This is a genomic window from Neorhizobium sp. 2083 (assembly GCF_031455615.1).
Taxonomy (GTDB): domain Bacteria; phylum Pseudomonadota; class Alphaproteobacteria; order Rhizobiales; family Rhizobiaceae; genus Neorhizobium.
This window is the reverse complement of record NZ_JAVDTC010000005.1, coordinates 93,818-106,736: the sequence shown is the minus strand read 5'-3', so window position 1 is coordinate 106,736 and position 12,919 is coordinate 93,818. Positions and strand designations below refer to the sequence as shown.

General features: G+C 62.6%; 9 protein-coding genes. 4 read left to right on the top strand and 5 right to left on the bottom strand.

Going from position 1 to position 12,919, the window contains the following annotated elements:
- Nucleotides 1-103 precede the first annotated feature (103 nt).
- The 3 genes from J2X76_RS19790 to J2X76_RS19780 form a co-directional block, all read right to left on the bottom strand.
- Nucleotides 104-1,417, bottom strand: a complete 1,314-nt coding sequence (locus J2X76_RS19790; protein ID WP_310218998.1) for a peptidoglycan DD-metalloendopeptidase family protein — start codon at nt 1,415-1,417, stop codon at nt 104-106.
- 92 nt (nt 1,418-1,509) lie between these two features.
- Entirely contained in the window at nt 1,510-2,337 is an 828-nt protein-coding gene (locus J2X76_RS19785; protein ID WP_310218997.1) for a ferritin-like domain-containing protein, read from the bottom strand.
- Between the two features lie 14 nt (nt 2,338-2,351).
- Nucleotides 2,352-2,819: a peroxiredoxin gene (locus tag J2X76_RS19780; protein ID WP_310218995.1), complete on the bottom strand. Its 468-nt coding sequence runs from the start codon at nt 2,817-2,819 to the stop codon at nt 2,352-2,354.
- Between the two features lie 127 nt (nt 2,820-2,946).
- On the opposite strand from J2X76_RS19780, the gene J2X76_RS19775 reads away from it, so the two are divergent.
- Nucleotides 2,947-6,348 carry an AsmA-like C-terminal domain-containing protein gene (locus J2X76_RS19775; protein ID WP_310218994.1) on the top strand — a complete coding sequence of 1,134 codons (3,402 nt, stop codon included), beginning with the start codon at nt 2,947-2,949 and terminating at the stop codon, nt 6,346-6,348.
- 50 nt (nt 6,349-6,398) lie between these two features.
- Here the strand turns inward: J2X76_RS19775 and tyrS are convergent, their stop codons facing one another.
- Nucleotides 6,399-7,652 (bottom strand): tyrosine--tRNA ligase, encoded by a 1,254-nt coding sequence (tyrS, locus tag J2X76_RS19770; RefSeq protein ID WP_310218993.1) that lies wholly within the window; start codon nt 7,650-7,652, stop codon nt 6,399-6,401.
- A 271-nt stretch (nt 7,653-7,923) separates the two neighbouring features.
- Between tyrS and J2X76_RS19765 the strand changes: the two genes are divergently transcribed.
- On the top strand, nt 7,924-9,111 hold the full coding sequence (locus J2X76_RS19765) for a diguanylate cyclase (RefSeq protein ID WP_113129612.1): 1,188 nt from the start codon (nt 7,924-7,926) through the stop codon (nt 9,109-9,111).
- Between the two features lie 46 nt (nt 9,112-9,157).
- Here J2X76_RS19765 and J2X76_RS19760 read toward each other — a convergent pair whose 3' ends face one another.
- Nucleotides 9,158-9,835 carry an alpha/beta hydrolase gene (locus J2X76_RS19760; RefSeq protein WP_113129613.1) on the bottom strand — a complete coding sequence of 226 codons (678 nt, stop codon included), beginning with the start codon at nt 9,833-9,835 and terminating at the stop codon, nt 9,158-9,160.
- A 239-nt stretch (nt 9,836-10,074) separates the two neighbouring features.
- Between J2X76_RS19760 and J2X76_RS19755 the strand changes: the two genes are divergently transcribed.
- Both J2X76_RS19755 and sufB read left to right on the top strand, forming a co-directional pair.
- Nucleotides 10,075-11,241, top strand: a complete 1,167-nt coding sequence (locus J2X76_RS19755) for a cysteine desulfurase family protein (protein ID WP_310218991.1) — start codon at nt 10,075-10,077, stop codon at nt 11,239-11,241.
- 148 nt (nt 11,242-11,389) lie between these two features.
- Complete coding sequence (gene sufB, locus J2X76_RS19750; RefSeq protein WP_113129615.1) at nt 11,390-12,859, top strand: Fe-S cluster assembly protein SufB; 1,470 nt, start codon at nt 11,390-11,392, stop codon at nt 12,857-12,859.
- Nucleotides 12,860-12,919 lie beyond the last annotated feature (60 nt).

Below are 12,919 nucleotides of genomic sequence, written 5' to 3'. Positions count from 1 at the left end.
AAAGCAAGGCGATTGGCCGCCGGATTGGTGAATGAAGATATTCACCGGCCAAGCCGGCTACCGGTCAGCCGGCGCCGGATTGCCTTTTGGCAGGGAACCCACCTCAATTGAGGTAGGACGTGAGCTTCATGCCGGCATTGAGGAAGTGGACCGGATCGATCGGGTTTCCGTCGCGGCGAACCTCGTAATGGACATGTGGGCCGGTCGAGCGGCCGGTGGAGCCCGCCCTTCCGATGACGTCTCCGGCGGCGATCTCGTCGCCCTCCTTCACCAGGATCCTCGACATGTGGCCGTAGCGGGTGGTGATGCCCTGGCCATGGTCGATCTCGACCATGTTGCCGTAGCCGCTCGTGGGGCCGGCGGCGATGACCTTGCCGGCGCCCGTGCTTTTCACGTCGTCGCCGGTGGACGCCTGGAAATCGATGCCGGCATGCAGCGCAAGGCGGCCGAGGAAAGGATCGATGCGGTTGCCGTACCGGCTGGTGACCGGGCGGCCGGGCGCGGGATTGCCGAAGGGCAGGTCGCGCGCCGTCTCCCGCATGTTTTCCAGCCGGCTGAGCGCGGCGTCGAGCTCGTCGAGCGATGCATCGAAGGCGCCGACATTGGTCTGCGGCGCGACATAGGGTCCGCCGACCCCCTCGGCCGCTGGGTCAGCTGCCTTGTCGAGCGAGGCGACCTCGACACCGGTCCGCTTCAGGATCGCGGCGATCGCGTCCGCGGTTTCCGAAGCCCCCGTCGTCAGGTTGGCGATCTTGGCCAGCTGTTCGTTCTCGATGGTCTTCAGAGACAGTGTCACCTTGGAGAAGACCCGGTCGGCGCGATCGGCGATGTTTTCCCGCAGCGGCGCATAACCGAGCGCAGCGGGCGCCTGGAGCGGTGCGGCGGAAGTCTCGCCGGAGAGCAGCTTCTCGATCGCCTGGATGCCGCCGCCGCCACCGCTAAGCGAAGCCTGGCGTTCCCTGGCCGGTGGCTGAAGTGCCGTCGGTGCCGGTGTTTCCGGAGCGGTAAGGCCGGATTCCTCGGCGCGGTTCAGAAGCGAACCCAGCTTGCCATGGCGGGAAAAGAGGGCGTTCTGCTGTTCCAGCAGCTTTTCGACCTTCTGTTCGACCACCTGCTGGTCGAGCAGCTGGCGCGACGTGATGCGATCGAGCTGCGCGCGCAAGGCCGCGATCCGGTCTTCGTAGTCGTATTGCATGCGGGCCTGTCGCGCCATGGTCGCACCGATCAGGTCGTCCCGGATCACCAGATAGGAGGTGGCGCCGAGATAGCCGATCGCGAAAACGCCGAGAAAGCAGAAGGCCAGTGCCGCCATCCAGGGCCGCACCGTCATGTGGCGGATCTTCTCACCGCTGGCGAAAATGAGAACGTGCTGAGGCGCCCGCTTCCCAAATACCCGGTTTTCGGTTCCCTTCGCCACGCGGATCTCCCGGAGATGCGACTCGTTCAGCCGCTGTTCCATTGGCGGGATTACACATGGATATGGTTAACGAACGCTTTAATTCGGGGCGCTCAGGCGTAGCTGGTCGAGGTCAGCGACCGGTAGAACGACGGCGTCAAACCGGCTTCCGCGCGGGCGATATCGTTGAACGGCGCCTTCAGCGCGCCGCGGAAATTGGCTCGGACCAGCTGCTGGAACGTCGCCGCCGGATCCTTGCGCTCGCGGGCGCAGAGGAAGCGGAACCATTTGGCGCCGATCGCCACATGGCCTTTCTCGTCATTGTAGATGACGTCGAGGATGTCAGCGCTTTCGAGGTCGCCGGTCTCGCGCATCTTGGCCTGCAGCGACGGCGTCACGTCGAGCCCGCGCGCCTCCAGAATGAGCGGCACGACGGCGAGCCGGGCGGTGAGGTCGTTGCGGGTCGAATGGGCGGCCTGCCACAGCCCGTCATGGGCTGGCATGTCGCCATAGTCGGCGCCCATGTCGTTCAGCCGGGCGCGTACCATGCGAAAATGTTTCGCCTCCTCGAAGGCCACCTGCATCCAGCCGTCGAAGAAGGAGTTCGGCACCGGCTCCGTCGCAAACCGGGCGACGATGTCGAGCGCCAGGTCGACCGCATTGAGCTCGATATGGGCAATCGCATGCAGCGTCGCGATCCGGCCGCTGGCAGTGTGCAGCGACCGCTTGCCGACCGCCTTGGGCGGCACCAGCTCGGGCTTTGCCGGCCGGCCGGGACGCTCGGGCAGGGGCGGATCGAGCGGAGAGCGCAGCGAGAGCCGCCGCTCGAACCAGCGGGTGGCGGTCTCCTGCGCGAGCCGCGTCTTGATGTCGAGATCGGCCGACAGGATCGCCGTCGTGGCGCCGCCCCGAAGCGACGTGATCGAAAACTCGCCCGACATGGATTGTCTCCCGCTTACAGCGCCTTGAGGCTTTCGAGCACCTCCTCGGCATGGCCCGCGACTTTCACCTTCGGCCAGATCCGGGCGATGCGTCCGTCCGCGCCGATCAGGAAGGTCGTGCGTTCCACGCCCATATAGGTGCGGCCATACATGCTCTTCTCCTTCCAGACCCCGTAGAGATTGGCAAGGGCAGTGTCCTCGTCGGCCGCAAGGATCACCGAAAGGGCATGCTTCATGGCGAACTTGTCATGTTTCTTGACGCTGTCGGGCGACACGCCGATCACCGAAGCGCCAGCCTTTTCGAATTCCGGCAAAAGGCCCGTGAACGCGATCGCCTCCTTGGTGCAGGCCTCGGTATCGTCCTTGGGATAGAAATAGAGGACGACGGGTTTTCCCGAAAACGTCTTGAGGGAAACGGTGCCGCCGCCGTCGCGGGGCAGTTCAAAGTCCGGTGCGATATTGCCGATCGTCAAGTCGCCCATGGATTTCCTTTCTTTCGCCGGTATCTTGAGTGATATTCGCCGCAATCGGTATATAGTCGCCCGGGCGACGTCCAGAGCCGTCGCGCCCGGCACCAATGCGAATGCAGAAAGATGAGTTCTCAGCCTGATGTCGGAAATTCGTGGAGAAAGGGTCAGTTTCAGCCGGAAAGAAATCACTCCGCTGCATGAATTGCCCTCCGCGCAGGTCGAGGATCCGATCATCGTGAGCTGCCCGCCGCCAGGCCGGCGCGGCAGACGATTCGGCAAGAGCGTCCTGTTTTTCCTTCTATTGGTGTTTTTTGCGATCGGCAGCGCGGTTTTCGCGATCGAAGGCGGCATGGTCGACAGCACGCTGTCGTCGCGTGCCCAGAACGCGATCAACGATGCGATCGGTCCGCGCTACGTGGCAAGCGTCGGCTCGACCGCCATCCGTTTCGATTCGGGCTTGCGTCTTGCGCTGGAGGCCCGTGACGTCGATATCGTCGAACAGGCGACCGGCGAACACTTGAGCCGCGCGGGCGCCATGCGCATGGCGATCGATCCGCTGGCGCTGCTCGGCGGGCGCATCTCGATCAAACATATGGAGGCGGAGCATATCCGTCTCGACACGGCGCAATTACCCTCCGGCGATCCGTTGCCGATTTCGGAAGTTCGCATCGATGCCATGCCGGCGCTGCTGGAAGAGATCTTCCAGCGCCTCGACGAAGCCCGGGCGCTGATCGAACGAACCGGGACCGGTTCCGTCAGCATAGCCGGTATCGAAATCCTGCTGCCGGCGGCACCCGGACGCAAGCCGATCGTGCTGGTCGTCGACGATATCGATCTGACGCGCAGCGCCGAAGGCGAGGTCGTGATCAACGGCGCGATCAGCCTCAATGGCCGCAAAGCCGTTCTCGTGGCAGCGTCCAAGACCGTCGAAGGCGTCACGTCGTCGCTTTCGGCGAAGCTGACGGGCCTCGAAGTGACGTCCTTCATGCTGCAGAAAACCGAGGACGGCCAGCCGCGCGAGGGGATCGAAGGTTCCCTCGATCTCGATCTTTCGGCGGTCCGCTCACGCGAGACCGTCAAGCCGGCGATCACGGCGACGCTTCGCCAGTCACCCGGCCATTTCTATTTCGACGGCATCCAGCAGCCCTTGAGCGGCGCCAATATCAACATTGCCTACGACTTCTCGAAGAACTCGATCGAGCTGCGGAAATCCGAAGTGCGTTTCGGACCGACGATCCTGCCGTTCACGGGCGCGATGATCGATCTCAACCGGCTCAACGCGGACGACAAGCGTCCGGGTTTCGGCGTCGATGTCCTGATCAGCGGCGGAACGGCCGTCGGCGCCTCGGCAAGCGAGCAGCCGGCGCGTTTCGACCTCAAGGCGAACGGGCGTTACCTCTCGGCCGACCGCGAGCTTCAGTTCGATGAAATGGCCGTTTCCAGCCCTCTCGGCCGCATGGCCGGTGCCCTGAAGGTGCGGTTCGGCAACCAGTCTCCCGAGATCAGCTTCGGCGCGCAACTGCCGCATATGGAAGTGACCGGCGTCAAGCAGCTCTGGCCGTTCTGGATGGCCCGCAAGCCGCGCGACTGGGTGATGGACAACATGTTCGGCGGCACCATCACCAACGGTTCGATCGCCGTTTTCATTCCGGCCGGCCGGATGAAGGGACCCGGCATTCCGATGGAGCTCGACAAGAACGAGCTGCAGATCGGCTTCGACCTTGCCAATGCCCGCATCAACCTGCCCGGCGACGTCCCCCCCTTGCGCGATATCGACGGGCGCTTCGATTTGAAGGGCGAGGTGATGCAGGTCGATGTCGCGCGCGCCTCCTCCTTCTTCCCGTCGGGCCGGTTCGTCGCCGTTGAAGGCGGACGGTTCTCGATACCGTCGACCTATGCCAAGCCGCTGATGGCCGATCTTTCGCTCAAGATCGCGGGACCGGCCGATGCGGTGACGGAGCTTGCGAACTTCAAGCCGATCAATGCGTTGAAGGGAACGGAGTTCAAGCCGGAGGATTTTTCGGGCCAGGCCCGCGTCGACCTCAAGGCCCGCATGGGTCTGATCCTGGCCCACAAGCCGCCGAAGCCGACCTGGTCGGCCCATATCGAGCTCGACGATGTCGGTCTTGGCCCGCAGTTTTCCGGCCGCAGGATCGCCGGCCTGGACGGCACGCTCGATATCGACACCCAGACGGCGCGGCTTGCCGCCAAGGGGACGATCGACGACGTGCCGGCCGACATCACGCTGGTTGAACCGGTCGATCCGGCGTCCCCGACAAAGCGCGAGCGGATCATCAAGACCGTGCTGAACAACGATCAGCGCGAAAAGCTCGCTCCCGGTCTGTCCGACGTGATCGACGGAACTGTGACGGCGCAACTGACCCGTATCGATGAGGCCCGCCAGGCGGTTTCGCTCGATCTCAGCCGTGCGACCCTTTCCGTGCCGTGGCTCGGCTGGACGAAGGGAGGCGGCATTCCGGCCAAGGCGCAATTCGAGCTCGCGGGCACGGGCGAACATACCGATATCCGCAATTTCGAACTCTCCGGCGACGGTTTTGGTGCACGCGGCAGCCTGGCGCTCAACGGCGGCAGCCTGACGTCGGCGGACTTCTCGCATATGCAGCTCTCGCCCGCCGACAATTATGCCGTGAACGTCAAACGCACCAAGGGTAGTTTCGACGTTTCGATCAGCGGCGGCGTCGTCGATATGCGCCCCGTCGTCACCAAGATCCGCGCGGGCGGAAAAAGCGGCGGCGGAGCCAAGCGCGGTAACGACGACACGAGCAACGCCACGGTGCGCGGCAAGCTCGAACGCATGATCGGGTTCAACGACCAGACGCTCTCAAACGTGTCGTTCCTGTTCTCGAGCCGCGGCGGCACTATTTCGGCGGCCGATTTTTCCGGCTCGACGGAAAGCGGCCAGGCTGTCGTCAGCGAGATGAATGCGGGTGACACGATCTCGATCACCAGCGGCGACGCCGGCGCGATCATCCGCTTCATGAATCTCTACGAAAACATGCGTGGCGGGCTCTTGAACCTGCGCCTGAAGGCGCAGGGCGACGCCTGGAGCGGCGCGATCGATCTGCGCAACTTCTCGCTGGTCAACGAAGCCAAGCTTCAATCGCTTGTCGCGACGACGGACCAGGAGGGGCGCAGCCTGAACACCGCGACGAAGAAGAATATCGACGTCAATTCCGCAAAGTTCCAGCGAGGCTTCGCGAGCCTGCTTTACCGCAACGGCTCGTTTGCGGTGGAAAACGGCGTGCTGCGGGGAGAACAGATCGGGGCGACCTTCCAGGGCCTGGTGCGCGACGCCAAGGGCAATATGGAAATGACCGGCACCTTCATGCCGGCCTATGGTTTGAACAGGCTCTTCGGCGAACTGCCGCTGATCGGCGCCATTCTCGGCAACGGCCGCGACCGCGGCCTGCTCGGCATCACCTTCAAGCTCGAAGGTCCCTTCGAGAAGCCGAGACTCACCGTCAACCCGCTGTCGCTGATCGCCCCCGGCATCTTCCGCCAGATCTTCGAGTTCCAATAAAAAGGGCCGCTCGCGGCGGCCCTTTTCGATGTGCTATCGACGCGCCCGGTTCAGGCCGGGCGAACGAGGATGTGCTTCTTCTTGCCGAGCGAGAGCTTGATCACGCCGTCGCCGGTGATCTCGCCGGTGCCGATCATCATGCGCTCGTCGCTGACCGGCTGGTCGTTGATCCGCACGGCCCCGCCCTGGACGTGACGGCGCGCTTCGCCGTTCGAGCCGGCAAGGCCGGCGCGCACGACGAGCGACAGCAGGCCGATCCCGGCTTCGAGATCCGCAGTCGGCACATCGACCGACGGCAGGTTGTCGGAAAGCCTGCCTTCCTCGAACGTCGTCCTGGCAGTCTCGGCCGCGGCGTCCGCCGCTTCCCGGCCATGCACGATGGCGGTCGCCTCGGTGGCGAGGATCTTCTTCGCCTCGTTGATTTCCGAGCCGCCGAGTGCGCCCAGCTGGGCGATCTCGTCGAGCGGCAGGCGGGTGAAGATCTTCAGGAAGCGGGTGACGTCCGCGTCTTCGGTGTTGCGCCAGTACTGCCAGAAATCATAGGGGCTGAAGACGTCTTCGTTGAGCCAGACGGCGCCCGAGGCGGTCTTGCCCATTTTAGCGCCCGAACTGGTCGTCAGAAGCGGTGTCGTCAGGGCGTAGAGCTGCGGCGTTCCCATCCGGTGGCCGAGATCGACGCCGTTGATGATATTGCCCCATTGATCCGAACCGCCCATCTGCAGCCGGCAGTCGTAACGCCGATTGAGTTCGACGAAGTCGTAGCCCTGCATGATCATGTAGTTGAATTCGAGGAAGGAGAGCGACTGCTCCCGGTCGAGCCTCAGCTTGACGCTGTCGAAGGACAGCATCCGGTTGACCGAGAAATGGCGGCCGACATCCCGCAGGAACTCGACATAGTTCAGCTTCAGAAGCCAGTCGGCGTTGTTGACCATCAGGGCATCGTTCTCGCCTTCGCCGAAGCGCAGGATACGCGAGAAGATCTTCTTGATGCCTTCGATATTGGTGTTGATCGCCTCCGGCGTCAGCAGCCTGCGCTGTTCGTCCCGAAACGACGGGTCGCCGACCATCGAGGTGCCGCCGCCCATCAGCGCGATCGGCCGGTGACCGGTCTCCTGCAGCCAGTGCAGCATGGTGGCCGAAATCAGGTTGCCGATATGAAGGCTGGTCGCGGTCGCGTCGTAGCCGACATAGGTGGTGACGATTTCCTTCGAAAACAGCTCGTCGAGACCGGTCTCGTCGGAGACCTGGTGGATGAAACCGCGCTCGTCGAGCGTGCGGAGGAAATCGGACTTGAACCTGGACATGATCTAACTCTGGCAGGGTGAGGTTTGGGATATGTGGCCGCGCCTCTAGCACTGTTTTTGCCGGTAATCACTTCAAAAGTGATGCTGGCTGCTATCAACGTGCCGAATGCGCCGCGGCGGATCGCGGCGTTCTGCAATTTTCGCGCGATAAACCAGGCTGGCACGCCACCAATGTTTTAGGCATTAACGATTTCTTGTTTCGTGGGCTTTTAACATCCGGCCCGGGACACGGTAACCGGGTGGCGTGCAGGTCTGCTGCATTGATGGGCTGATGAACGGGGCTGCCTTTTTTCTCGCGGTGAATTTTATCATCGCCATTTGCTTCGGCGCGGTTTTCGCTGTGGTTTCGACGCGCAGCCGCTCGCGAACGGCTGCGCTCTGGTTTGCCGCCGCCTTTACCGTCGCTTCGCTGTCGGCAGTCTGCGAACTACTGGTCGCCTATACCAGTCTGACGAAATTCTGGGCGATCGGCGCCTTCGCATCGGTGCTCGGCGGCATGATCCTGCTGAGGATCGGCATCGGAGAACTCTACGGCCGGAAGGTCGCGCCCGGCCGGGCCGGCTGTTTCCTGCTGGCGAGCATCGTTGTCGACCTGCTGATCTACGATCTGCCGCGCGGAACGGCGGCGCATGCCTTTTCCTACCAGACGCCATTTGCCCTGATGCTGCTGACGAGCGCCGCGGCCGTGTTTTCGTCCACCCGCCGGCTGGCGATCGACAGGGCGCTCGGCTATCTGCTGGTGGCGACGGGCCTGCATTTTTTCGCCAAGGCGAGCCTTGCGGTGATTGCCGGGGCCGGCACGACCGCCAAGGATTACATCGGCACCAATTACGCGCTGATCTCGCAGAGTTCGACGGCCGTTCTCGTGGTCGCCGTCGGGTTGACGCTGCTGTCGGTTCTGGTCCTGGAGATCATGGCGGACGAGCGCAGCAATTCCGAAAAGGATACGCTTTCCGGTCTCGCCAACCGTCGCGGCTTCGAGAATGGCGTCAAGGCCGCGATGGCACTGGCGCCCAAGGGCGGGCACGCGGTGATCATCTGCGATCTCGACCATTTCAAGCGCATCAACGATACCTATGGCCATCACGGCGGCGATCTGGTGATCCAGGCCTTCGGCGATCTGTTGCGGACACGCGCCGCCAAGAACGCCGTGGTCGGCCGTATCGGTGGCGAGGAATTCGCCATCTTCCTGCCCAATACGACGCTCGACATGGCGACGCTGTTTGCGCAGGCATTGCGGGGTGGGACGATGGAGATAACCGTGAGCGCGCTCCCGTCTTCCTTCGCGGTCACCGCGAGTTTCGGCGTGGCGGAGCTTGCGCCGGGAGACGCTCTTGCGGGCGCCATGCGGGACGCCGATGCGGCTCTCTACCAGGCCAAGCGCTCCGGCCGCAATCGCGTCAAGCAGGCACGGCCCGCCGGCTATCCGGAGCCGGCAGCGATCAACGCCCACAAATAAAAAAAAGGCCGCCGAAGCGGCCGTTTCCAACTGTCTTTCGAAAAGCTCAGCGAATGCGCTTCGCGGCCGGTTCCGGCACCAGTTCGCCATTGAGGCGGCGATCGAGGTAATCCTCGCATTCGGCCATCAGCGTTTCCACCTGGCCGTTGAAGAAGTGATTGGCGCCCTCGACCGTCCGGTGGGTGATCAGGATGCCCTTCTGGGTCTTCAGCTTTTCCACGAGGCCGTTGACGTCCTTTTCGGGCGCGACCTTGTCGCTGTCGCCGTTGATGATCAGGCCGGATGACGGACAGGGGGCGAGGAACGAGAAGTCGTAGATATTCGGTTGCGGCGCGATCGACATGAAACCCTCGATCTCTGGCCGGCGCATCAGAAGCTGCATGCCGATCCAGGCGCCGAAGGAATAACCGGCGACCCAGCAGCTCTTCGAATCGGGATGCAGGCTCTGGACCCAGTCGAGCGCCGACGCGGCATCCGAAAGTTCGCCTGCGCCGTGGTCGAATTCACCCTGGCTGCGACCGATGCTGCGGAAATTGAACCGGAGTGTTGTGAAACCGCGCTTCTGGAACATGTAGAAGAGCTGGTAGACGATCTGGTTGTTCATCGTGCCGCCGAACTGCGGATGCGGGTGCAGAACGATGGCGATCGGGGCGCTCTTTTCCTTGGATGGCTGATAACGACCTTCAAGGCGGCCGGCTGGGCCGTTGAAAATGACTTCGGGCATCGGTACTCCGGTCAATATGTTCAGGTTCAAACGAGTTCGCGTCGAGTTTGACTTGACGAATGCGCTCAGCTTTTCTAAAACTCAGTTTAGAACCATTCGAAACTTTGGGCGGCATCCAAATGCGCGCCCGATGCGATGTCTCATAAGGCAAGGCTGACGGAAATTTCAAGGAAAATGCGGGTCCCCCGTCCGCCTATGTGTAATTCAACATCTATCTAGAAACGGAAGCCGATCAGGCAATGGCGCTGAACCGCACATATCTGGACTGGAACGCGACGGCGCCCTTGAGCGCGCCGGCCCGCGCGGCCATGCTGGAAGCGCTGCAATTGCCCGGAAACGCCTCGTCGGTGCATGGCGAGGGCAGGGCGGCGCGCGCGGCAGTCGACAAGGCGCGCCGGCAGGTGGCGGCGCTGGTTGGCGCCGATCCGGCGCATGTGACCTTCGTCAGCGGTGCGACGGAAGCCGCCAATCACGTGCTGACCGCTGATTTTCGGATGGGCCGGGCGCCGTTGGCGGTCAGCCGCCTCTTTGTTTCCGCAATCGAGCATCCGGCGATCCGGGAGGGTGGCCGTTTCGATCCGGTTCAGGTGACCGAAGTGCCGGTGACGCCGGCCGGTATCGTCGATCTGTCGGCGCTCGAAGCGCTGCTGGCTGCGCATGATCGCAGCACCGGCATGCCGATGGTTGCCGTCATGCTGGTCAACAACGAGACCGGCATCATCCAGCCCGTGTCGGAGGCGGCCGCCATCGCCCACGCGCATGGCGGCCTGATGGTCGTGGATGTCGTTCAGGCTGTCGGACGCATTCCGGTGGATATCAATGTCCTCGACGCCGATTTCCTGATCCTGTCGTCGCACAAGATCGGCGGTCCGAAAGGCGTCGGAGCGCTGGTCTCGCGCGGCGAGGTGCTGATGCCCAAACCCCTGATCCGCGGCGGCGGTCAGGAAAAGGGGCACCGCTCGGGCACCGAGAATTTCCACGCGGTGGTCGGTTTTGGCGCTGCGGCCGAGGCGGTGCGCGAAAATCTCCGCGAGCGCAACGCGTCGATCGAAGAGCTTCGCAACCGGCTGGAAGCGGGAATGCACCAGGCCGCCCCCGATGCCATCATCCATGGCGAAACAGTTTTGCGCGTGGCGAATACCTGCTTTTTCACTTTGCCGGGGCTGAAGTCGGAAACCGGCCAGATCGCTTTCGATCTCGAAGGTATCGCGCTCTCTGCCGGCTCCGCGTGTTCCGCGGGAAAAGTTGGCGAAAGCCATGTTTTGACGGCCATGGGGCAGGATCCCAGGCTCGGGGCGCTAAGGATTTCGCTCGGGACCGACACGACACAGGACGACATCGCGCGGGCGCTTGCCGCCTTCGCCAAAATAGCCGGCCGGCGAAAACCGGCGGGCGAGGCGGCATGACCGCTTCCAAAATTGCGCAAGTGCAAATTTCCGCTTGCCAAAAGGTGTGAAAACCGCCTTCTGGCGCCTACATGAGGGTGACGACTGTCCCCCCGGAATGATGACAAGAATTGCCGGAATTTGAACCGGCAAGATTTGGAGTAAGAACATGGCTGCCGTGCAGGAAACAATCGATCAGGTTCGCCAGATCGATGTGGACCAGTACAAATACGGTTTCGAAACCGTCATCGAAGTGGACAAGGCGCCAAAAGGTCTTTCGGAAGAGATCATCCGTTTCATCTCGGCCAAGAAGCAGGAGCCGGATTGGATGCTGGAATGGCGTCTCGACGCCTATCGCCGCTGGCTGACCATGGAAGAGCCCACCTGGGCGCGCGTCGAATATCCGAAGATCGATTTCAACGACCTCCATTATTACGCCGCGCCGAAAAGCAGCGCCGGCCCGAAGTCGCTTGAAGAAGTCGACCCGGAGCTGTTGAAGGTCTACGAGAAGCTCGGAATTCCGCTGCGCGAACAGGAAATTCTCGCCGGCGTCGAGACGCCGCGGGTTGCCGTCGACGCCGTCTTCGACTCGGTCTCGGTCGTCACCACCTTCAAGAAGGAGCTCCAGAAGGCCGGCGTGATCTTCATGTCGATCTCCGAAGCGATCCGCGAATATCCGGAGCTCGTGAGGAAATATCTGGGCTCGGTCGTTCCGCAGTCGGACAATTTCTACGCCACGCTGAACTCTGCCGTCTTCACCGACGGGTCCTTCGTCTTCGTGCCGAAGGGCGTGCGGTGCCCGATGGAACTGTCCACCTATTTCCGCATCAATGAGAAGAACACCGGCCAGTTCGAGCGCACGCTGATCATTGCCGAGGAAGGCGCCTACGTATCCTACCTCGAAGGCTGCACGGCGCCGCAGCGCGACGAGAACCAGCTTCACGCCGCCGTCGTCGAACTCGTCGCGCTCGACGATGCCGAGATCAAGTATTCGACGGTGCAGAACTGGTATCCGGGCGATGCGCAGGGCAAGGGCGGCATCTACAATTTCGTCACCAAGCGCGGCGATTGCCGCGGCGCCCGTTCGAAGATCTCCTGGACCCAGGTCGAGACCGGTTCGGCGATCACCTGGAAATATCCGAGCTGCATCCTGCGCGGCGACGATTCTCGGGGCGAGTTCTATTCGATCGCCGTGTCCAACGGCTACCAGCAGATCGACTCGGGCACCAAGATGATCCATCTCGGCAAGAACACGTCGAGCCGCATCATCTCCAAGGGCATTTCCGCCGGCAATTCGAATAATACCTATCGCGGTCAGGTCTCGATCAACCGCCGGGCCGCGAATGCGCGCAACTTCACCAATTGCGATAGTCTTCTGATCGGCGACCAGTGCGGTGCCCATACGGTGCCCTATATCGACGTAAAGAACGCATCGGCGCAGATCGAGCACGAGGCGACGACGTCGAAGATCTCCGAGGACCAGAAGTTCTACGTCATGCAGCGCGGCATTCCCGAAGAGGAAGCCATTGCGCTGATCGTCAACGGCTTCGTCAAGGACGTCATCCAGCAGCTGCCGATGGAATTCGCCGTCGAGGCCCAGAAGCTGATCGGCATCTCGCTCGAAGGCTCCGTGGGCTGATGGCCCGCTGTCCGAATATCGCGCTCTGACGCGTCACCGAATAAATCCGGAAGGATAAGA